The following is a 20771-nucleotide window of genomic DNA, read 5'->3' as shown; positions in this document are numbered from 1 at the left end:
ATGACCGAGAGCGTATTCGCCGAGCGCATCGTGCAGAACCTGCTGGACACCGACTTCTACAAGCTGACCATGATGCAGGCGGTGCTGCACAACTACCCCAACGCCGAGGTGGAGTGGGAATTCCGCTGCCGCAACGCCGAGGACCTGACGCCCTACCTGGCCGAGATCCGCTACCAGATCGAGCGCCTGGCCGAGCTGGAAGTCACCGCCGACCAGTTGGCCTTCCTCGAACGCATCCCGTTTATGAAGCCGGACTTCATCCGCTTCCTTGGCCTGTTCCGCTTCAACCCGCGCCACGTGCAGACCAGCATTGAGGATGGCCAGCTGTGCATCCGCCTGCGCGGTCCCTGGCTGCACGTGATCCTCTACGAGATCCCGCTGCTGGCGATCATCAGCGAGGTGCGCAACCGCTATCGCTATCGCGAGGTACTGCTGGAGCAGGCCAGCGAGCGCCTGTACGAGAAGTTCGACTGGCTCAAGAGCGAGGCGTCGGCCGATGAGCTGGACGGTTTCCAGGTCGCCGACTTCGGTACCCGCCGGCGCTTCTCCTACCGGGTGCAGGAGCAGATGGTGAAGATCATGAAGCGCGACTTCCCCGGGCGCTTCGTCGGCACCAGCAACGTGCACCTGGCCCGCGAACTGGACCTCAAGCCGCTCGGCACCATGGCCCACGAATGGCTGATGGCGCACCAGCAGCTCGGCCCGCGCCTGATCGACAGCCAGAGCGCCGCGCTGGACTGCTGGGTGCGCGAGTACCGCGGCCTGCTCGGCATCGCCCTGACCGACTGCATCACCATGGATGCCTTCCTGCGCGACTTCGATCTGTACTTCGCCAAGCTGTTCGACGGCCTACGCCACGACTCCGGCGACCCGCTGCAGTGGGCGGAGAAGGCCATCGCCCACTACGAAAAACTGGGCATCGACCCCATGAGCAAGACCCTGGTGTTCTCCGATGGCCTCGACTTTGCAAAGTCGCTGCAGCTCTACCGTGCACTTCACGGTCGTATCCACGTAAGCTTCGGCGTCGGCACCAAGCTGACCTGCGACATCCCGGGCGTCGAGCCGATGAACATCGTGATCAAGATGACCGCCTGCAACGGCCAGCCCGTCGCCAAGATTTCCGACACACCGGGCAAGACCCAGTGCCGCGACGAGAACTTCGTCAGCTACCTGAAACATGTTTTCCGCGTATGAGGACCCAGCCATGAGCAACCGCCAAGCCGAAATCGCCGCCGCCCTGGACGTGGTACCGCCCTTCGCCGACGAGGCCGCCCTGGTGGCGGAGATCGAGCGGCGCAAGACCTTCATCAAGAAGACGCTGAGGAATTCGGGCCTGAAGGTACTGGTGCTGGGCATCAGTGGTGGCGTCGACTCCACCACCGCCGGGCGCCTGGCCCAGCTGTCGGTCGAGGAGCTGCGCGCCGAGACCGGCGATGGCGGTTACCGCTTCATCGCCGTGCGCCTGCCGCACAAGACCCAGCATGACGAGCACGATGCCCAGGACTCGCTGAAATTCGTCGGTGCCGACATCAACGACACGGTCAACATCGCCCCCAGCGTACTCGGCCTGGGCGAACAGGTCGCAGACCTGCAGAAGCTCGCCGAGCCGCGCCGCGACTTCGTCAACGGCAATATCAAGGCGCGCATCCGCATGGTCGCCCAGTTCGCCATTGCCAACGCCAACAACGGCCTGGTGATCGGCACCGACCATGCCGCCGAGGCGGTAATGGGCTTCTTCACCAAGTTCGGCGACGGCGCCTGCGACCTGGCCCCGCTCTCCGGTCTGGTGAAGGGCCAGGTACGCGCCATCGCCGCGTACCTGGGCGCGCCGCAACACCTGGTGCAGAAGACGCCGACCGCCGACCTGGAAGAGCTGCGCCCGGGCAAGCCGGACGAAGAAGCCCACGGCGTGAGTTACGCCGAGATCGACGCCTTCCTGCATGGCGAGAAGGTCAGCGACGAGGCCTACGCCACCATCGTGCGCACCTACGACAACACCCGCCACAAGCGCGAATTGCCGCTGGTGCCCTGACCCGGGGCCGCCGCGGGCCATTGCGCCCGCGGCAGGGTGACGGCTAGGCTCAGAAGCGAAGCGGCTCGCCCGAGCCTACGCCAGGAAAACGCCATGTCCGAACGCCCCGCCCTGGACCCACTGTTGCCCCGCACCCTGCTCGACACGCTGATCCGTGCCGGCCTGATCACCGCACTGGTGGTGGCCTGCTACGAGGTCTTCCAGCCATTCCTGAGCCTGATGATCTGGGCGTTGATCCTCGCCGTGACCCTCTATCCGTTGCACCTGCGACTGCGGCCGCACCTGGGGGGCGACGGCCGCACGGCGAGCCTGATCGTGCTGCTGGCGATCGGCATCCTGCTGGTGCCGGCCTACCTGCTCGGCGCCTCGCTGACCGAGTCGGTCGAACACGGAATCGGCCTGGTGAAGCAGGACGGCCTACACCTGCCGCCTCCGCCCGACACGGTGGCCCAGTGGCCGCTGATTGGCCAGCCGCTACACGCCTTCTGGGCTGAGGCCGCGTCTAACCTCACCAACGTGCTGCAGCAGGCCGCACCTCACCTGAAGGGCGCCACCCTGGAGCTGCTGGGCAAGCTGGCCGGCGCCGGCGCGGGATTGCTGGTATTCATCGGCGCGCTGGTAGTCGCCGGCATCATCATGGCTCATGGCGACAACGGCCACGGCAGCGCCCGCCGCGTGGCCGCGCGGGTGGTCGCTCGCGGCCATGGCGAGAAGCTGGTGGAGCTGTGCACCGCCACCATCCGCGCCGTCGCCCAGGGGGTGATCGGCATCGCCTTCGTGCAGATGCTGCTGGTCGGCGCCGGATTCGTAGTCAAGGGCGTTCCTGGCGCCGGGCTGCTGGCCCTGGGCGTGCTGATCCTCGGCATCATGCAGCTGCCGGCGACCCTGGTGACCCTGCCGGTGATCGCCTATGTGTTCTTCAATGAAGGACCGACGCTGGGCGCGATCGTCTTCGCCGTCTACATCTTCGTCGCCGGGCTGGCGGACAACGTGCTCAAGCCGCTACTGCTCGGCCGCGGCGTCGACGTGCCAATGCCGGTGGTGCTGATCGGCGCCCTCGGCGGCATGGTCTCCGGCGGCATCATCGGTCTCTTCATCGGCCCGGTGCTGCTGGCCGTCGGCTACAAGCTGTTCTGGCTGTGGGTAGAACAGCAGCAGCCGACCGACTCGACCGAGGGCCAGCCCTAGTTCCGCGCGACCGGTGCCGGGGGCGGCTGGTCTGGGATGGTCGGCTCGCCGGGCACCGGCGGCAAATCGGGCTTGCCGGGCTGGTCCGGGAGATCCGGATCGGGCTGCCCGGGGATGGCGCCAATCAGCTGCCAGCCCTGCGGTCCCGGCGGGAAGAAGTGTTCCAATGACGAGTACATGTTGATGCCCTCCACGGCGAACTCTGAGGGGTAGAGTCCGCCCGCGTGGAAGAATTCACAGGATTTAATCGTCGAACAGCACGCTGATCGACACCACCACCTGTTGCTCTGGATCATCGCCCAGGTGGTAGTCCGGGGCCGGACCGTAGCCAAGCCAGAGCTGGCGGCCATGGCTAATGCGCACATCCGAAAGCTCGTCACCGTCGCCCTCGAGCCCGGCAAGGAAGGTGCTTGCTTGCGCCCGTGGCATACCCAGGCGCAGCTGGCCATCAACCACAAAGCCCTCAGGGAGGCCCTCATGCTCCACATTCTGTAGCCAGCCGACAAACGTCTTGTCGGTAAATTGCGGTACCAGCCAGCAGCGCAGTTCGCGCAGCCGCTCGCCCTCGAACACCAGCAGCAGCGAATTGCCGTAGAGCAGGCCGCGTCGCCCCTGGCGCAGCGGCAGCTCGGCGGTGGGCTGGCCGAGACGCTCGATAAAGGCCGCCGGCGGCGCGCTCGATGCCCGAGCAAACACCTCGCCATCGGTCTGTACCTGCAGCTCGGCCAGGGCCTGGCCGGTACCGACCATCAGCAGCAGCGCCGCCATCCGCAGCCATTTCATCGCACTTACTCCTGTATCGCGGGCAGAAAAAAGCCGGGCAACGCCCGGCTTCTCAGACTAGTACGGATCAGGCCTTCGGCAGGGTCACGCCGGTCTGGCCCTGGTATTTACCGCCACGGTCGGCGTAGGACACTTCGCAGGCCTCGTCGGACTGCAGGAACAGCATCTGCGCCACGCCTTCGTGGGCGTAGATCTTCGCCGGCAAGTTGGTGGTGTTGGAGAACTCCAGGGTCACGTGGCCTTCCCATTCCGGCTCCAGCGGCGTGACGTTGACGATGATGCCGCAGCGTGCGTAGGTGCTCTTGCCCAGGCAGATAGTCAGCACGTCACGCGGGATGCGGAAGTACTCGACGGTACGAGCCAGGGCGAAAGAGTTCGGCGGGATGATGCAGACGTCGCTGTTGATGTCGACGAAGCTCTTCTCGTCGAAGTTCTTCGGGTCGACCACGGCCGAGTGGATATTGGTGAACACCTTGAATTCGGCGGCGCAGCGCACGTCGTAGCCATAGCTGGAGACGCCGTAGGAGATCACCCGGCTGTCGTCGGCACCACGGATCTGGCGCTCGACGAAGGGCTCGATCATCCCGTGTTCCTGGGCCATGCGGCGAATCCACTTGTCCGATTTGATGCTCATGGCAGGCGTCCTGAAGCTATTGGCTGAAAAATGATCGCGCATCTTACCGGGAGGAGGGGCCCGGTTCAAAGGCCCCTAGGCGGCAAAGGGCCGAGGGCGCGGAGTTTACATAGAGTAAATGAGCAGCCTGAGGCGCTTTGCCAACGACGCATGGCCGACGCGCAGCCGACCGTCAGTCGTCGCTGATCTCGATGGTCGGCATCGCCTGCGCCCCCAGCCCCGACTGGGCGATGCGCGCGCCGACGCTGCGAGCCATTTCCTGGTAGATCATGGCGATCTGGCTCTCGGTGTCGGCCACCACGGTCGGTTTGCCACCGTCGGCCTGCATGCGGATGGCCATGGATAGCGGCAGCGAGGCCAGCAGGTCGACGCCGTACTGGGCCGCCAGTTTCTCGCCACCGCCCTCGCCGAACAGGTGCTCGGCATGGCCACAGTTGGAGCAGATGTGTACGGCCATGTTCTCCACCACCCCAAGCACCGGGATGTTGACCTTGCGGAACATCTCCACGCCCTTCTTGGCGTCCAGCAGGGCCAGGTCCTGCGGGGTGGTAACAATCACACTACCTGCCACCGGCACCTTCTGCGCCAGAGTCAGCTGGATGTCACCGGTGCCCGGCGGCATGTCGATGACCAGGTAGTCCAGGTCATCCCAGGCGGTCTGAGTCACCAACTGCAGCAATGCGCCGGAAACCATCGGCCCACGCCACACCAACGGAGTGTTGTCGTCGGTGAGGAAGGCCATGGACATCACCTGTACGCCATGGGCATGCAGCGGCACGAAGAACTTCTGGTCGCGCACCTGCGGACGAGTGCCTTCCGGGATGCCGAACATGATGCCCTGGCTGGGGCCGTAGATATCGGCGTCGAGGATGCCGACGCGGGCGCCTTCGCGGGCCAGGGCCAGCGCCAGGTTGGCGGCGGTGGTGGACTTGCCCACGCCGCCCTTGCCGGACGCCACGGCGATGATGTTCTTCACCCCGGCCAGTGCCGGCACCTGCTCCTGGGCCTTGTGCGCGGCGATGGCCACATCCACCTTCACCTGCGCGGACTCCACACCATCCAGGCCTTCCAGCGCCATCTGCAGCATCTGCGCCCAGCCGCTCTTGAACAATCCAGCGGGGTAGCCCAGCTCCAGGCGCACGGCGACCTTGCCGCCCTGGATGTCGACTTCACGCAGGCAGCCGGCGCTGACCGGGTCCTGGTTCAGATGGGGGTCGGTGAACTGACGCAGGCGGGCTTCGACCGCTTCGCGGGTGACGGCGCTCATGGGGCAACTCCGAAAGGCAGAGCAAAACAGGCGGGCATATTACCCCACGCCCAAGCCGGCTCGGATGAAAAAAAAACGCCGCGCCTATATAGTGGCCGACTTCCCTCGTAACACCCGATGGCCCGATCACCATGTCCGAAGCCCGCAAGATTCTCGTCACCAGCGCCCTGCCCTACGCCAACGGCTCGATCCACCTCGGCCACATGCTCGAGTATCTACAGACCGACATGTGGGTACGCTTCCAGAAGCTGCGCGGCAACCAGGCCATCTACGTCTGCGCCGACGACGCCCACGGCTCGGCCATCATGCTGCGCGCCGAGAAGGAAGGCATCACGCCGGAACAGCTGATCGACAACGTCCGTGCCGAGCACATGGCCGACTTCGCCGACTTCGGCGTGGACTTCGACAACTACCACTCGACCCATTCGGAAGAGAACCGCGAGCTGTCCGCCGCCATCTACCTGGCCCTGCGCGACAACGGCCACATCGCCACCCGCTCGGTGACCCAGTACTTCGACCCCGAGAAGGGCATGTTCCTCGCCGACCGCTTCATCAAGGGCACCTGCCCGAAATGCGCGGCCGAGGACCAGTACGGCGACAACTGCGAGAAATGCGGCGCCACCTACGAGCCGACCGAGCTGAAGAACCCGCGCTCGGCCATCTCCGGCGCCGTGCCGGTGCTCAAGGGCTCCAAGCACTTCTTCTTCAAGCTGCCCGACTTCGAGGCCATGCTGAAGAGCTGGACGCGCTCCGGCACCCTGCAGGACGCCGTGGCCAACAAGATCGCCGAATGGCTGGATGGCGGCCTGCAGGAGTGGGACATCTCCCGCGATGCGCCGTACTTCGGCTTCGAAATCCCCGATGAGCCGGGCAAGTACTTCTACGTCTGGCTGGACGCACCGATCGGCTACATGGCCAGCTTCAAGAACCTGTGCAGCAAGCGCCCGGAGCTGGACTTCGACGCCTTCTGGAACAAGGACTCGACCGCCGAGCTGTACCACTTCATCGGCAAGGACATCGTCAACTTCCATGCCCTGTTCTGGCCGGCCATGCTGGAAGGCGCCGGCTACCGCAAACCGACCGGCGTCAACGTGCACGGCTACCTGACCGTCAACGGCCAGAAGATGTCCAAGTCGCGCGGCACCTTCATCAAGGCGCGCACCTACCTGGACCACCTGAACCCGGAGTACCTGCGCTACTACTACGCATCCAAGCTCAGCCGCGGCGTGGACGACCTCGACCTGAACCTCGAAGACTTCGTGCAGAAGGTCAACTCCGACCTGGTCGGCAAGGTGGTCAACATCGCCAGCCGCTGCGCCGGCTTCATCCACAAGGGCAACGCCGGCGTGCTGGTCGACGCCAACCCCGAGCCGGAACTGTGGGCTGCCTTCCAGGCCGCCGCGCCGAGCATCGCCGAAGCCTACGAGGCCCGCGACTTCTCCCGCGCCATGCGCGAGATCATGGCCCTGGCCGACCGCGCCAACGCCTGGATCGCCGACAAGGCGCCGTGGGCACTGAACAAGGTCGAGGGCAAGCAGGCCGAGGTACAGGACATCTGCGCCCTGGGCGTCAACCTGTTCCGCCAGCTGGTGATCCTGCTTAAGCCGGTGCTGCCGAAGCTGGCCGCCGACGCCGAGGCCTTCCTCAACGTCGCCCCGCTGAGCTGGAACGACCTGGCCACCCCGCTGGCCGACCACCAGCTGAACCCGTTCAACCCGCTGCTGACCCGTATCGAACCCGCGAAGATCGAAGCCATGACCGAAGCCTCCAAGGAAGACCTCGCCGCCGAAGCCACCAAGCCCGCTGGCAATGGTGAGCTGACCAAGGACCCGCTGGCCGCCGAGATCAACTTCGACGCCTTCGCTGCCGTGGACCTGCGCATCGCCCTGATCGAGAAGTGCGAGTTCGTCGAGGGTGCCGACAAGCTGCTGCGCCTGTCGCTGGATATCGGCGACGAGAAGCGCAACGTGTTCTCCGGCATCAAGTCCGCCTACCCGGACCCGAGCAAGCTGGAAGGCCGCCTGACCCTGTACGTGGCCAACCTGGCTCCGCGCAAGATGAAGTTCGGCATCAGCGAAGGCATGGTCCTGGCCGCAGGCCCAGGCGGCGAGGAAATCTACCTGCTCAGCCCGGACAGCGGCGCCAAGCCGGGGCAGCGCGTCAAATAAGCTGGGCTAGCCTTGTAACAGGCACGCGGCGCCAGTCGCGGGCCTGGAGCAGATACGCATGAGCGACTTCCTCTTCGCCCTGATCGGCGCCGCGCTGGTCAGCAACCTGATCCTCGGCCTGCCGCTCGCTGCCGACGCCCTGCGCAGCGCCCGCTTACAGGCGCTGGGACCGGCCGGCGCCTTGCTGATCCTGCTCAGCGCACCTAGCGCCTGGTTCCTGCAACAAGCTCTGCAGACCGTCGACCTGGCCTATCTCTACCTGCTCATCAGCCTGCCGCTGCTGGCCGCCCTGAGCTGGCTCAGCCTGGCTCTGCTGGCGCGCCTGCGCACCACCCTGCCCCTGGACGGCTTGTGGCCACTGCTGCTCGGCAATGGCCTCGGTGCCATGCTGCTGGCGCGCTCTCTGGAGAACTTCTCCGCCGCGTTGGCCCTGGGCATCGGCGGCGGCCTGGGCTTCTGGCTGGTCTTGCAACTGATGAGCGACCTGCTCGAGCGCATCGAGCAGTGCGATATACCCGCAGCCTTCCGCGGCACGCCGATCCTGCTGATCGCCGCGGGCCTGATGAGCCTAGCCTTTCTCGGCTTCAGCGGCATGGGGGCGGCATGAGCAACGCGCTGCGACGCATTGAGGCCATCGATGCCCTGCTGCCGCAGACCCAGTGCGGCAAGTGCGGCCATCCCGGCTGCAAGCCCTACGCCGAGGGCATCTCTAATGGTGAGGCGATCAACAAGTGCCCGCCGGGCGGCACCGCCACCATCCATGCCCTGGCGCGCCTGCTGGAAGTGCCGGAGCTGCCGCTGGAGCTGCCCGCCGTACCGCCGCAGATCGCCCTGATTCGCGAAGCCGAGTGCATCGGCTGCACCAAGTGCATCCAGGCCTGCCCGGTGGACGCCATCGTCGGCGCGGCCAAGCTGATGCACACGGTGATCACCGCAGAATGCACCGGCTGCGAGCTGTGCGTGGCGCCCTGCCCGGTCGACTGCATCGATATCCTGCCGCTAGCCGGCGCGCAGGCTCAGCAACAGCGCGAGCGTGCCGATCAGTTCCGCAGCCGCCACGAGGCCCACCTCGCCCGCCTGGCGCGTGACGAAGCCCGGCGCAAGGCCGAGCGCGCCTCCCGTGCGCCGGCGGTGAGCACCGCCACGCCCACAGCGCAACCGGCCGCGAGCAACGACGACAGCTACAAGCGCCTGAAGATCGAGGCGGCCATGGCCAAGGTGGTGCTGAGCAAGGCCGAGAAGCAGTTGGCCCAGCACGGCACCCCTGAACTGCAGCGCCAGGTGGACGAACTGCGCCAGGCCGCCGAGCAGGCCCAACGCGCGCTGGACGCGGCCACGCAGCCGGCGCCAGCTGCTGTCACACCCGGCATCACCGCGCTCAAGCAGGCCAAGATCCAGTTCGCCTTGCGTCGCGCCGAGCTGGACAAGGCCACGCGCCACGGCGCGGACGACAGCACGCTGCAGGCTCTGCGCGCCAATTTGGAGGCCGCCGCGCAAGCCCTGCATGCCGCCGAAGAAGCCAGCGGCAAGCCGCTGCCCAACCTGGTACGCACCGACAAGTACTCGGTAGACTCGCAGCTGCGCGAGCTGAAGACCGAGCATTCCTATGCCCGCGCCGAGCTGCTGCGCCTGGAGCGACGCCTGGCCGCCAATACCGCCGCGGTGGATACCGACACCCTGCAGCAGGCCCGCCAACGCCTGGCGAATGCCGAGCGACAGCTGCATGACTACCAGCAGCCCTGAGATCGCCTTCGACCCACGCCCGAGCATGCAGCGGGTGCTGCTCGCCTGCCTGCCCGGCGCCCTGGCCCTGCTCTGGTTCAACGGCTGGGGCCTGCTGATCCAGTTGCTGCTGGCCATCGTCACCTGCTGCGCCTGCGACCTGCTGACCCGTCGCCTGCGCGGCCAGCCGCTCACGCCGCGGCAGCACAGCCTGTTCGAGCAGCCGCTACTGGCCGAAGGCAGCGGCCTGGTCAGCGCCCTGCTGCTGGCCCTGGCCCTGCCCGGCTACGCGCCCTGGTGGCTGACAGTGGCCAGTGCCGCCTTCGCCAGCCTGTTCGGCAAGTCGCTGTTCGGCGGTTTCGGCAGCAACCCGTTCAACCCAGCCATGCTCGGCTACGCCTTCGCCCTGGTCGCCTTCCCGGCGCAGATGGTGCATTGGCCAGCGCCTGGCGGCGGCCACGACCTGCTCGCCGGGCTGCAGCAGATCTTCGGCTTCGGCTCCGGCCTGCCGGACGGCTGGAGCCAGGCCACGGTGCTGGACAGCTTGCGCCACAACGACCGTCTGACCGTCGACGAACTGTTCACCAGCCACTCGGCCTTCGGCGGTGTCGGCGGGCGTGGCGTGGAATGGGTCAATCTGGCCTTCCTCGCCGGCGGCCTGTTCCTCCTGCAGCAGAAGGTGATCCGCTGGCAGGCGCCGGTCGGCATGCTCGGCGCCCTGTTCGTCGCCAGCCTGCTGTGCTGGAACGGCTCGGGCTCCGACTCCAACGGCTCACCACTGCTGCACCTGTTCAGCGGCGCCACCATGCTCGGCGCCTTCTTCATCATCACCGAGCCGGTCAGCGGCCCGGATAGTGCGCGCGGGCGCCTGTACTTCGGTATCGGCGTCGGCCTGCTGACCTACGTGATCCGCACCTGGGGCGGCTACCCGGACGGCCTGGCCTTCGCCGTGCTGCTGATGAACCTCTGCGTCACCCGACTGGATCGCCTGGGAGTGCCGCGATGAAACGCGCCGCCCCGCGCCTGCTGCTGATCGCCCTAATCGGCGCCGGCCTGCTCGTCGTCTTCCAGCACCTCGCCGCGCCGCGCATCGAGCAACAGCGCGAGGCCGCCGCCGAACGGACCCTGCTCGACCTGCTGCCCGCCGGCAGCTACGACAATCGCCCGCTACGCAGCCCCATCGCGCTGCCGGCCGGTGGCCCGCTGGGCAATGCCAGCGCCGAACCGGGCTACCTGGCCAGCCTGAACGGCCGACCCAGCGCCGTGCTGCTGCCGGTCAGCGCCCGCGGCTACGAGGGGCCGATCCACCTGCTGGTGGCGATCACCACAGATGGCCGCCTGCTAGCCAGCAAGGTGCTGCAACAGCAAGAGACGCCGGGCCTGGCCGATCTGTTGGCGCCCGACCGGGCCCGCTGGCTGGGCGGTTTCTCCGACAAGACACTGGAGGCCAACTGGACGCTACGCGCAGATGGCGGCCAGGTCGACCATATCGCTGGCGCTACCGTTACCTCGCGTGCGGTGACCGACGCCCTGCAGCGCGCGCTGAGATTCTTCGATGCCGAGCGCGAACGACTGCTGGAGGCACAGCCATGAAACGCTCCCTACAGGTACTCGCTCTGGCGCCCCTGCTGGGCTGCACCGATCTGCTGATCAAGGCGCTCGGCATTGGCCTGTGCGGCCTGCTGGTTCTACTGCTCTGTGGCCTGCTGCTGGCCCCGCTACGCGCTCGGATGCACGGCAGCGCCCTGGTGCTGGCGGCTCTGCTGATCGGCGGCATCCTGGCCGGCTTTGTGGCGCTTGCGCTGCAGTTGCTCAGCGCCGAGCTGGCAGGCGCCCTCGAACTGTTCCTGCCGCTGTTGATCCTGCCCTGCCTGGCGCTGGCTCTGGATGACCAACACTCCGCGTTGGCAGGCCTCAGGCCCGGCCTGATCTTCGCGCTGCTCGCCACTCTGCTCGGCGGCCTGCGCGAGCTGCTCGGCCATGGCAGCCTGTTCGCCCATGCCGACTGGCTGCTGGGGCCCGCCGCCAGCGGCTGGCACTGGTCGAGCGGCATGCCATTGCTGACGCACGCCGCCGGCGCCTTTATCCTGCTCGGCCTGTTGCTCGCCCTGCTCCACCACTTCAACCAAGACGACGCCCGATGAACGCCGCCAAGCGCTTTGAGATCTTCCGCCGCCTGCACGAAGACAACCCCGAACCCAAGACCGAACTGGCCTACACCACGCCGTTCGAGCTGCTGATCGCGGTAATCCTCTCCGCCCAGGCCACCGACGTCGGAGTGAACAAGGCCACGGCCAAGCTGTACCCGGTGGCCAACACCCCGGAGGCCATCCATGCCTTGGGCGTGGAAGGCCTCTCCGAGTACATCAAGACCATCGGCCTGTACAACAGCAAGGCCAAGAACGTCATCGAGACCTGCCGCATCCTGGTCGAGAAACATGGCAGCCAGGTGCCGGACAACCGCGAAGACCTGGAGGCGCTGCCCGGCGTCGGCCGCAAGACCGCCAACGTGGTGCTCAACACTGCCTTCCGCCAGCCGGCCATGGCGGTGGACACGCATATTTTCCGGGTCAGCAACCGCACCGGCATCGCCCCCGGCAAGACCGTGCTGGAGGTGGAGAGGAAGCTGGTCAAGTTCGTGCCCAAGGAGTTTCTGCTGGACGCGCACCACTGGCTGATCCTGCACGGCCGCTACGTCTGCCAGGCGCGCAAGCCGCGCTGTGGCGCCTGCCGCATCGAGGATCTGTGCGAGTACAAGGCGAAGACTTCCGACGATTGAAAAGCCATTAAATCGGGCATGGTCCCGATTGAAAAAATCTTTTTTACCGGCTCTGGCTTTATCGCTATAAGGTGCGCCATCAGCATTCCGAAAGCTGGAGTGATACATGAGCACTGGCAAAGAAGAACTCGAAGATGACTTCGTCGCCGAAGAGGTGGAAGACAGCCCCGAGCGCACGGTAGAGGTCGCCAAGACCAATCTGACCAAGCGCCGCATCATCGACAACCTGCTTGATGAGCGACGCCTGCAGCGACAGTTGAACGACTACGATTACGACTTCTGAGGTCGGATCGAAAAAAGCCCCGCAGTGCGGGGCTTTTTCGTTACTGATTGACCGCCAGCGGTCGGCGGCGCGCGCACTTGCTGGCGTACATGGCCGTGTCCGCCTGTTGCAACAGGGCATCCAGGTCACTATTACCGCGCACGGAAGACTCGGCGAGCCCCACGCTCAGGGACAGCGGCCGCCCGGTATTGCGGCGGAACGCCTCCAGCGCGTGATGCAGACGCAACAGCACTTCCTCGCTGCTGGTGTAATCGCTGGCCAGTACCACGAACTCGTCCCCGCCCAGACGGGCCACCACGTCGGTGCTGCGGAACAGAGAACGCAATAGCTGCGCTGCATCGACGATCATGGCGTCGCCAGCGGCATGACCGAAGCGGTCGTTGGCCTGTTTCAGGTAATCCAGGTCGGCATACAGCAACAGGCAGCGCCCGCCGCGGCGGCGCGCTGACTCCAGTTCACGCTCGGCGAGCAGCAGGAAGCCGCGGCGGTTGCGCAGCCCGGTCAGCTCGTCGGTCAGCGACAGCTGACGCACCTCCGCCGCGATCCGCTCGCGCTCGCGCACCTCGGCCTGCAGACGATGATTGACCTCGACCAGTTGCCCGGTGCGCTCCTTCACCCTGCGCTCCAGCTCGGCGTAAACCTGTACGTTCTCCAGGGCGATCGAGGTGGAATCCGCCAGTGCCTGCAACAGCTCGACCTGCTCGGCAGTGGCGGTATGCGGACTGGCCCAGTAGTTGCCGATGGCGCCGATCGGGTCCAAGGTGCGGATCGGCACCATGACCAGGCTTTTGACAAAGGTTGGCCGGTAGGCCTCGTGGGGGATGCGCGGGTCCAGGTAGATATCCGGGATCACCGTGGCCTGGCGGTTGAGCATGGCCCAGCCGCTGATGCACAGGCTCATGGGGAAGCGCTGCCCCTTCCACAGAGGCGAAATGGCGTCCTCGTCACGATAGAAGCACTGCTGTCCATCGCGCAGAACGAAGGTGGCGCCGTCGGCACCGGTCAGCTCGCGGGCCGCGCGACGGACAATCTCCGCCACCCGGTCCACATCCCTCGCCATCGACAGCTCCTGCACAACCCGGATCAGGCGCAGCGCCTGGGGATCAGCCGTCATGGAACACCTCGATGGCCAGGCAAATGGCCACTACATTTGTAAGCATTTACTTACAAAGCATAGCAGCTGTCAATCGTTGCGCTTGGGCGACAGCAGCTCGATCTTGTAGCCGTCCGGATCTTCGACGAATGCCAAGATGCTGGTGCCGTGCTTCATAGGGCCCGGCTCGCGGGTGATCTTGCCGCCACGGGCACGGATGTCCACGCAGGCCTTGTAGACGTCCTCCACTTCCAGGGCGATATGGCCGTAGCCGGTGCCCAGCTCATAGCTGTCCACGCCCCAGTTGTAGGTGAGCTCGATCACGCTGTTCTCGGCCTCGTTGCCGTAGCCGACGAACGCCAGGGTGAACTGGCCGTCCGGGTAGTCCTTGCGGCGCAGCAGGGTCATGCCCAGCACTTCGGTGTAGAAGGCGATGGAGCGATCCATGTCGCCGACGCGCAGCATGGTATGCAGCAGTCTCATCAGGTTTTCCTCATCGTTGCCCTGGTGCGGGCTTATAAAAACAGAACCCCGGCTCATGGCCGGGGTTCGTTTGGCGCAGGGTTTCAGCTTATCAGAACAGCTTGCGGCCCTTGCCGGCGGCGATGCGCATGCGCAGGGCGTTGAGCTTGATGAAGCCCGCCGCGTCTGCCTGGTTGTAGGCGCCGCCGTCTTCCTCGAAGGTCGCGATATTGGCGTCGAACAGCGAGTCGTCGGACTTGCGGCCAACCACGATGACGTTGCCCTTGTACAGCTTCAGACGCACCACACCGTTCACGTTGGTCTGCGAGGCGTCGATCATCTGCTGCAGCATCAGACGCTCAGGACTCCACCAGTAGCCGGTGTAGATAAGGCTGGCGTACTTGGGCATCAGCTCATCTTTCAGGTGCGCCACTTCGCGGTCCAGGGTGATCGACTCGATGGCGCGGTGGGCGCGCAGCATGATGGTGCCGCCGGGAGTCTCGTAGCAGCCGCGGGACTTCATGCCGACATAACGGTTCTCGACGATGTCGAGGCGGCCGATGCCGTTCTCACCGCCGATGCGGTTCAGTTCGGCCAGCACGGTGGCCGGGGTCATTTCCTTGCCGTCGATGGCAACGATGTCGCCCTTGCGGTACGTCAGCTCGATGTAGGTGGGGGTGTCCGGCGCCGCTTCCGGCGACTTGGTCCACTTCCACATGTCTTCTTCGTGCTCGGTCCAGGTGTCTTCCAGCACGCCGCCCTCGTAGGAGATGTGCAGCAGGTTGGCATCCATGGAGTACGGCGACTTCTTCTTGCCGTGACGCTCGATCGGGATAGCGTGCTTCTCGGCATAGTCCATCAGCTTCTCGCGGGACAGCAGGTCCCACTCGCGCCAGGGGGCGATCACCTTCACGCCCGGCTTCAGCGCGTAGGCGCCCAGCTCGAAGCGCACCTGGTCGTTGCCCTTGCCGGTGGCGCCGTGGGAGATGGCGTCGGCGCCGGTCTCGTTGGCGATCTCGATCAGGCGCTTGGCGATCAGCGGGCGGGCGATGGAAGTACCCAGCAGGTACTCGCCTTCGTAGATGGTGTTGGCGCGGAACATCGGGTAGACGAAGTCGCGGACGAATTCTTCGCGCAGGTCGTCGATGTAGATTTCCTTGACGCCCATGGCCTGGGCCTTGGCGCGGGCCGGCTCGACCTCTTCGCCCTGGCCGAGGTCGGCGGTGAAGGTCACCACTTCGCAGTTATAGGTGTCTTGCAGCCACTTGAGGATCACCGAGGTGTCCAGGCCACCGGAATAGGCCAGAACTACCTTCTTAACGTCCGCCATGCCAATCAACTCCACGGGGTTGTACGGAAAACCCGCGATTCTACCGGCCGTTCCGGACGATTTACAGGGGCGCGACAGACACTAGCGACAAAGCGACAGTTTTATTTGTAGCTGCGACTTCAGGATTTGGTCGCAGGTGCCGCCGGAGCCTCTGCGGCGGGCGCCGGCTCGCTGGCGGCCGGTGGTGCGCTCGGTGCGGGCTCGGCTGGAGTTTCCGGCACCGGCTCGCGGGACAGGGTCATGGTCACCCTGCGATTCTTCGCCCGATTGGCTTCGCCGCTGTTCTTCACCAGCGGATAACGCTCGCCATGGAAGCGCACGATGATCTGCTCGGCCGGTATGCCGCGCGACTTGAGGTACTCCTCCACCGCCACGGCACGACGGCGCGAGGTATCGCGATTATTCAGGCGGTTGCCGGAGTTGTCGGAGTGGCCGTCGAGCTGGATGCGGTTGACGGTCGGATCGGCCTTGATGAAGTCGAGAATGATGTCGATCTTGGCCTGGGCCAGCGGCTCCAGCGTGGTGCCGCCGCTGGGAAAGCCCAGCTGGGTCTGGCGGATCTGGTCGAAGTTGACCGGCAACAGGCCGACCGTGCACTTGAGGTAATCGTTGTAGGCCTGGTTGAACTTGATCGGCAGCAAGCGCACCTCAAGGTTCTCGCCGCCCTGCAGGGTGCGATGGCGCACCAGCGGGCTACGCCCCTCCATCAGCCCGGTAAGCAGGCGCCCGGCCTGCTCCTGGTTACTGTTGAACGGCACTTCACCGCTGCCGATGGTCAGCGCACCGAGATTGATGTCGCCACGCCCCGGTTGCCAGGGCGCCGCGGCGGCCAGCAGGGTCGCCGACCCCGCCCCCAGCCAACGCTCGCGCGCCTTGAGACGGAAAGTGGCCTGCTCACCGGCACGGCGAACGAACTCACCGCTGCCGAAATCGGCAATGGGTTGGCTCAAGCGGCATTCGAACTGATCGCCCTCGACCTTCCACTCCACTTTCTCCATGCGTGTCTGGAAAGTGATGGCCGCAGCCGGCATGCACCAAGGCAGGCTGGCAAACAGGCTAAGCAGGAAGAGGCTGGGCTGGCGCAAGATCGGCTCCGTGGGGAGATACGGCTTTCATAGCCCGTATCGGCCACGGCAGCGGAAACTTGATAGGCCGTCTGGCCGGCAAAACTGGTAGCATTCGCCCACGTTTTACCTGCCGGGAATCCCCATGTCCGACCGCATTACCCTGCTGCGCCCAGACGACTGGCACATCCATCTGCGCGATGGTGCCGTCCTGCAGCATACCGTCCGCGATGTCGCGCGGACCTTCGCCCGCGCCATCATCATGCCCAACCTGGTACCGCCGGTACGCAACGCCGACGAGGCCGATGCCTATCGCCAGCGCATCCTGGCCGCCCGCCCGGCTGGCAGCCGCTTCGAGCCGCTGATGGTGCTGTACCTCACCGACAAGACCAGCGCAGAAGACGTGCGCGCTGCCAAGGCCAGCGGCTTCGTGCATGCCGCCAAGCTGTACCCGGCGGGCGCCACCACCAACTCCGACTCCGGCGTGACCAGCATCGACAACATCTTCCATGTGCTGGAAGCCATGGCCGAAGTCGGCCTGCCGCTGCTGGTGCATGGTGAGGTGACCCGCGCCGAAGTCGACGTGTTCGACCGCGAGAAGCGCTTCATCGACGAGCACCTGACCCGCGTGGTCGAGCGCTTCCCGACACTGAAAGTGGTGTTCGAACACATCACCACCGGCGATGCCGTAGCCTTCGTCAAGGCCGCGCCGGCCAATGTCGGTGCCACCATCACCGCCCACCACCTGCTGTACAACCGCAACCACATGCTGGTTGGCGGCATTCGCCCGCACTTCTATTGCCTGCCGATCCTCAAGCGCAACACCCACCAGGAAGCCCTGCTGGATGCCGCTACCAGCGGCAGCCCGAAGTTCTTCCTCGGCACCGACTCAGCACCGCACGCCAAGCACGCCAAGGAAGCCGCCTGCGGCTGCGCCGGCTGCTATACCGCGCACGCGGCCATCGAGTTGTACGCCGAGGCCTTCGAGCAACGTAACGCGCTGGACAAGCTGGAAGGCTTCGCCAGCCTGCATGGCCCAGACTTCTACGGCCTGCCGCGCAACACCGATAGCATCACCCTGGTGCGCGAGGAATGGACCGGCCCAAGCGAGCTGCCGCTGGGCGAAAGCCTGGTGATTCCGCTGCGCGCTGGCGAGAAACTGCAATGGCGCCTGCTGGAGAATCAAGCGTGAGCGAAGACAACTTCGACGACGAACTCGACGGCAGCCTGCCGTCCGGCCCGCGCCACCCGATGGCTGCGCGTTTCCGCGGCTACCTGCCGGTGGTGGTGGACGTCGAGACCGGCGGTTTCAACAGTGCCACCGACGCCCTACTGGAGATCGCGGCGACCACCATCGCCATGGACGAGGACGGCTTCCTCTACCCGGACCACACCCATTTCTTCCGCATCGAGCCCTTCGAGGGCGCCAATATCGAGGCGGCGGCACTGGAGTTCACCGGCATCAAGCTCGACCATCCGCTGCGCCAGGCGGTGAGCGAGGAACATGCGCTGACCGAAATCTTCAAGGGCCTGCGCAAGTCAATCAAGGCCAATGGCTGCAAGCGCGCCATCCTGGTTGGCCACAACAGCAGCTTCGACCTCGGCTTCCTCAACGCCGCCGTGGCTCGCTGCGACCTCAAGCGCAACCCGTTCCACCCCTTCTCCAGCTTCGACACCGCCACCCTGGCCGGCCTCGCCTATGGCCAGACCGTGCTGGCCAAGGCCTGCCAGGCCGCCGGTATCGACTTCGACGGTAAAGAAGCGCACTCCGCGCGCTACGACACCGAGAAGACCGCCGAGCTGTTCTGCGGCATCGTCAATCGCTGGAAGGAAATGGGCGGCTGGGACGACTTCGATCAGTAGACCCCGCGCAGCAGATGAAGAACCCGGCTCAGGCCGGGTTTTTTTATTGGGCAACGCGAAAGCCCGTCAGGCGGGAAAAGCTGACATCAAGTTTTGACAAGCATTCTCATTAACATTAGTATCCTTCGCTAACAGCACCACCAACCCACTTCGAGCCTGCCCATGTACGTTTGCCTCTGCCAGGGTGTTACCGACGGTCAAATCCGCGAAGCCATCTACGAAGGCTGCTGCAGCTATCGTGACGTGCGCGAGAGCCTCGGCGTGGGCACCCAGTGCGGCAAATGCGCCTGCCTGGCCAAGGAAGTGGTGCGCGACACCCTGAACGAAGTCCAGAGCAGCCAGGCCGCCCTCGCCTGCCAGGCCAGCTTCGTCGCCGCCTGATCCTGCGAATACGAAAAAGCCGGACCTCGAGTCCGGCTTTTTTATGCCCGCAAGAGGGCGATCAGGCCTGTGGCACGCCGCTGTGGAAGCGGAGCTCCTGGTCCGGCGACTCGATCAGCTCGCGCTCGGTCTCGCGCACCCGCTCGATCACCCGCGCCACGTCGGACTCCTCGCCGTACTGGTAGGCCAGCTTGAGATAGCCCTGGAAGTGCCGCGCTTCGGACTTCAGCAGGCCGCCGTAGAACTTGCCCAGCTCCTCGTCCAGATGCGGCACCAGTGCCTCGAAGCGCTCGCAGCTGCGCGCCTCGATAAAGGCCCCCACGACCAGCGTATCGACCAGCTTCTGCGGCTCATGGTTGCGCACCAGCTTGCGCAGGCCGGAGGCATAGCGCGACGCCGACACGGGACGCAGTTCGATGCGCCGCTTCTTCATGATGCGCAGCACCTGCTCGTGGTGCACCAGCTCCTCGCGGGCCAGGCGCGACATGAAGTTGATCAGGTCCAGTTCCTGGCCGTACTTGGCCATCAGCGCCATGGCCGTGGAGGCCGCCTTGTACTCGTTGTTCTTGTGGTCGATCAGCAGCGTTTCCTGATCGTCCAGGGCCGCCTGCACCCAGGCTGCGGGAGTGGGACAAGCAAGGAACTGATGGATTTCAGGCAGATTCACGGCGAACGATCCAGAGTAACGGCAACGGCCAGTTGGCACCGGCAGCAAGGGCGGGCCATTATACGGATGAAGGCGCGCGGAGCCAGCCAGGCAGTGATGCAGGTCAAGACCGCCGTCAGCGGCCGCCTCTATAGTGGGCTGCATCAAAGCACTTCAAGCACAGGGAGACGCTCATGCAAGCCATACGCAGCATTCTGGTGGTGATGGACCCGCAGCAATCCGATGGCCTGGCACTCAAGCGCGCCAAGCTGATCGCCGGCGTGACCCAGTCGCACCTGCATCTGCTGGTCTGCGACAAGAAAGGCGAGCACAGCGCCTACCTCACCGAGCACCAGGCCAGCCTGCAACAGGAAGGCTACAGCGCCACCATCCAGCAGGCGTGGCACGACGGCCTCTACCAGACCATCGTCGCCGTACAGCAGGCAGAGGGCTGTGGCCTGGTGATCAAGCAACACGTGCCGGACAACCCACTGAAGAAGGCCCTGCTCACCCCCGAGGACTGGAAGCTGCTGCGCTACTGCCCAAGTCCGGTGCTGATGGTCAAGACCAGCACGCCCTGGACCGGCGGCATCATTCTCGCCGCGGTCGACGTCGGCAACGGCGACTCCGAGCACCGCACCCTGCACTCCGGCATCGTCAGCAACGGCTATGACATCGCCCACCTGGCCAATGGCAGCCTGCACGTGATCAGCGCCCACCCCTCGCCGATGCTCTCGGCGGCCGACCCGACCTTCCAGCTCAAGGAAACCATCGAGGCGCGCTACCGTGAACAGTGCAAGGCCTTCCAGGCCGAGTACGACGTCAGCAACGATCGCCTGCATGTGGAGGAAGGCCCGGCCGACGTGCTGATCCCCTACACCGCGCAGAAGCTCGGCGCGGTGGTCACCGTGATCGGCACAGTGGCCCGCACCGGGCTCTCCGGCGCGTTAATCGGCAACACCGCGGAAGTGGTGCTGGATGCCCTGGAGAGCGACGTACTGGTGCTCAAGCCGGACGACATCATCGCCCACCTGGAAGAGCTGGTCGCCCAGCGCTGATCCGGCGCGCCAACGAAA

Annotated in this window: 24 protein-coding genes; 15 read left to right on the top strand and 9 right to left on the bottom strand. The window is 65.5% G+C overall.

Annotated features, from left to right (window positions below; all coding sequences use genetic code 11):
• The 3 genes from pncB to IB232_RS03905 all read left to right on the top strand — a co-directional run bounded on the left by pncB (position 1) and on the right by IB232_RS03905 (position 3220).
• Entirely contained in the window at positions 1-1194 is a 1194-nt protein-coding gene (gene pncB / locus IB232_RS03915; RefSeq protein WP_192397227.1) for a nicotinate phosphoribosyltransferase, read from the top strand.
• A 10-nt stretch (positions 1195-1204) separates the two neighbouring features.
• Positions 1205-2032, top strand: coding sequence for an ammonia-dependent NAD(+) synthetase (gene nadE / locus IB232_RS03910; protein WP_192397226.1), 828 nt, complete (start codon positions 1205-1207; stop codon positions 2030-2032).
• A gap of 93 nt (positions 2033-2125) precedes the next feature.
• Entirely contained in the window at positions 2126-3220 is a 1095-nt protein-coding gene (locus IB232_RS03905) for an AI-2E family transporter (protein WP_192397225.1), read from the top strand.
• Here the strand turns inward: IB232_RS03905 and IB232_RS23455 are convergent.
• The 4 genes from IB232_RS23455 to apbC form a co-directional block, all read right to left on the bottom strand.
• Positions 3217-3399, bottom strand: a complete 183-nt coding sequence (locus IB232_RS23455) for a hypothetical protein (RefSeq protein ID WP_225592144.1) — start codon at positions 3397-3399, stop codon at positions 3217-3219. The two genes, IB232_RS03905 and IB232_RS23455, sit on opposite strands and share 4 nt — an antisense overlap.
• Positions 3400-3463: 64 nt before the next feature.
• On the bottom strand, positions 3464-4003 hold the full coding sequence (locus tag IB232_RS03900) for a hypothetical protein (RefSeq protein WP_225592089.1): 540 nt from the start codon (positions 4001-4003) through the stop codon (positions 3464-3466).
• Between the two features lie 67 nt (positions 4004-4070).
• Positions 4071-4637 carry a dCTP deaminase gene (gene dcd, locus IB232_RS03895; protein ID WP_021699627.1) on the bottom strand — a complete coding sequence of 189 codons (567 nt, stop codon included), beginning with the start codon at positions 4635-4637 and terminating at the stop codon, positions 4071-4073.
• 172 nt (positions 4638-4809) lie between these two features.
• The gene (apbC, locus tag IB232_RS03890; protein ID WP_192397224.1) at positions 4810-5904 is read right to left on the bottom strand and encodes an iron-sulfur cluster carrier protein ApbC; all 1095 of its coding nucleotides are present in this window, start codon (positions 5902-5904) and stop codon (positions 4810-4812) included.
• Positions 5905-6035: 131 nt separating this feature from the next.
• On the opposite strand from apbC, the gene metG reads away from it, so the two are divergent.
• The 8 genes from metG (at position 6036) to IB232_RS03850 (ending at position 12856) form a co-directional block, all read left to right on the top strand.
• On the top strand, positions 6036-8072 hold the full coding sequence (gene metG / locus IB232_RS03885; protein WP_192397223.1) for a methionine--tRNA ligase: 2037 nt from the start codon (positions 6036-6038) through the stop codon (positions 8070-8072).
• Positions 8073-8130: 58 nt separating this feature from the next.
• Entirely contained in the window at positions 8131-8679 is a 549-nt protein-coding gene (locus IB232_RS03880; RefSeq protein WP_192397222.1) for an Rnf-Nqr domain containing protein, read from the top strand.
• Positions 8676-9815, top strand: coding sequence for an electron transport complex subunit RsxB (gene rsxB, locus IB232_RS03875; RefSeq protein WP_412547704.1), 1140 nt, complete (start codon positions 8676-8678; stop codon positions 9813-9815). Before IB232_RS03880 ends, rsxB begins: the two co-directional genes overlap by 4 nt.
• Positions 9796-10800 (top strand): RnfABCDGE type electron transport complex subunit D, encoded by a 1005-nt coding sequence (locus IB232_RS03870; protein WP_192397221.1) that lies wholly within the window; start codon positions 9796-9798, stop codon positions 10798-10800. The genes rsxB and IB232_RS03870 overlap by 20 nt, the downstream gene beginning before the upstream one ends.
• Positions 10797-11387, top strand: coding sequence for an RnfABCDGE type electron transport complex subunit G (locus IB232_RS03865; RefSeq protein WP_192397220.1), 591 nt, complete (start codon positions 10797-10799; stop codon positions 11385-11387). Before IB232_RS03870 ends, IB232_RS03865 begins: the two co-directional genes overlap by 4 nt.
• Positions 11384-11938: an Rnf-Nqr domain containing protein gene (locus IB232_RS03860; RefSeq protein ID WP_192397219.1), complete on the top strand. Its 555-nt coding sequence runs from the start codon at positions 11384-11386 to the stop codon at positions 11936-11938. The genes IB232_RS03865 and IB232_RS03860 overlap by 4 nt, the downstream gene beginning before the upstream one ends.
• Entirely contained in the window at positions 11935-12573 is a 639-nt protein-coding gene (gene nth / locus IB232_RS03855) for an endonuclease III (protein ID WP_192397218.1), read from the top strand. The genes IB232_RS03860 and nth overlap by 4 nt, the downstream gene beginning before the upstream one ends.
• Before the next feature lie 106 nt (positions 12574-12679).
• A complete protein-coding gene (locus tag IB232_RS03850) occupies positions 12680-12856 on the top strand; it encodes a PA3496 family putative envelope integrity protein (protein ID WP_192397217.1) in 177 nt (58 codons plus the stop codon).
• A 40-nt stretch (positions 12857-12896) separates the two neighbouring features.
• Here the strand turns inward: IB232_RS03850 and IB232_RS03845 are convergent, their stop codons facing one another.
• The 4 genes from IB232_RS03845 to IB232_RS03830 all read right to left on the bottom strand — a co-directional run bounded on the left by IB232_RS03845 (position 12897) and on the right by IB232_RS03830 (position 16826).
• Complete coding sequence (locus tag IB232_RS03845; protein WP_192397216.1) at positions 12897-13970, bottom strand: GGDEF domain-containing protein; 1074 nt, start codon at positions 13968-13970, stop codon at positions 12897-12899.
• Between the two features lie 69 nt (positions 13971-14039).
• The gene (gene gloA, locus IB232_RS03840; RefSeq protein ID WP_192397215.1) at positions 14040-14432 is read right to left on the bottom strand and encodes a lactoylglutathione lyase; all 393 of its coding nucleotides are present in this window, start codon (positions 14430-14432) and stop codon (positions 14040-14042) included.
• Positions 14433-14523: 91 nt separating this feature from the next.
• Complete coding sequence (locus IB232_RS03835) at positions 14524-15741, bottom strand: argininosuccinate synthase (RefSeq protein ID WP_192397214.1); 1218 nt, start codon at positions 15739-15741, stop codon at positions 14524-14526.
• A gap of 119 nt (positions 15742-15860) precedes the next feature.
• The gene (locus IB232_RS03830; RefSeq protein WP_412547703.1) at positions 15861-16826 is read right to left on the bottom strand and encodes a flagellar protein MotY; all 966 of its coding nucleotides are present in this window, start codon (positions 16824-16826) and stop codon (positions 15861-15863) included.
• Positions 16827-16950: 124 nt separating this feature from the next.
• Here IB232_RS03830 and pyrC point away from each other — a divergent pair, with 124 nt between their 5' ends.
• The 3 genes from pyrC to IB232_RS03815 all read left to right on the top strand — a co-directional run bounded on the left by pyrC (position 16951) and on the right by IB232_RS03815 (position 19049).
• Complete coding sequence (gene pyrC, locus IB232_RS03825; protein WP_192397213.1) at positions 16951-17997, top strand: dihydroorotase; 1047 nt, start codon at positions 16951-16953, stop codon at positions 17995-17997.
• Positions 17994-18668, top strand: coding sequence for a ribonuclease T (rnt, locus tag IB232_RS03820; protein WP_192397212.1), 675 nt, complete (start codon positions 17994-17996; stop codon positions 18666-18668). The genes pyrC and rnt overlap by 4 nt, the downstream gene beginning before the upstream one ends.
• 162 nt (positions 18669-18830) lie before the next feature.
• On the top strand, positions 18831-19049 hold the full coding sequence (locus tag IB232_RS03815; RefSeq protein WP_137972618.1) for a bacterioferritin-associated ferredoxin: 219 nt from the start codon (positions 18831-18833) through the stop codon (positions 19047-19049).
• A gap of 61 nt (positions 19050-19110) precedes the next feature.
• Here the strand turns inward: IB232_RS03815 and IB232_RS03810 are convergent, their stop codons facing one another.
• Positions 19111-19716, bottom strand: coding sequence for a tRNA-(ms[2]io[6]A)-hydroxylase (locus IB232_RS03810; RefSeq protein ID WP_192397211.1), 606 nt, complete (start codon positions 19714-19716; stop codon positions 19111-19113).
• A 173-nt stretch (positions 19717-19889) separates the two neighbouring features.
• Here IB232_RS03810 and IB232_RS03805 point away from each other — a divergent pair, with 173 nt between their 5' ends.
• Positions 19890-20753 carry a universal stress protein gene (locus tag IB232_RS03805; RefSeq protein ID WP_192397210.1) on the top strand — a complete coding sequence of 288 codons (864 nt, stop codon included), beginning with the start codon at positions 19890-19892 and terminating at the stop codon, positions 20751-20753.
• The last annotated feature ends 18 nt before the right edge of the window (positions 20754-20771 follow it).

The organism is Pseudomonas sp. PDM15 (assembly GCF_014851565.1).
Classification (GTDB): Bacteria; Pseudomonadota; Gammaproteobacteria; order Pseudomonadales; family Pseudomonadaceae; genus Aquipseudomonas.
This window is presented reverse-complemented; position numbering and strand designations above follow the sequence as displayed.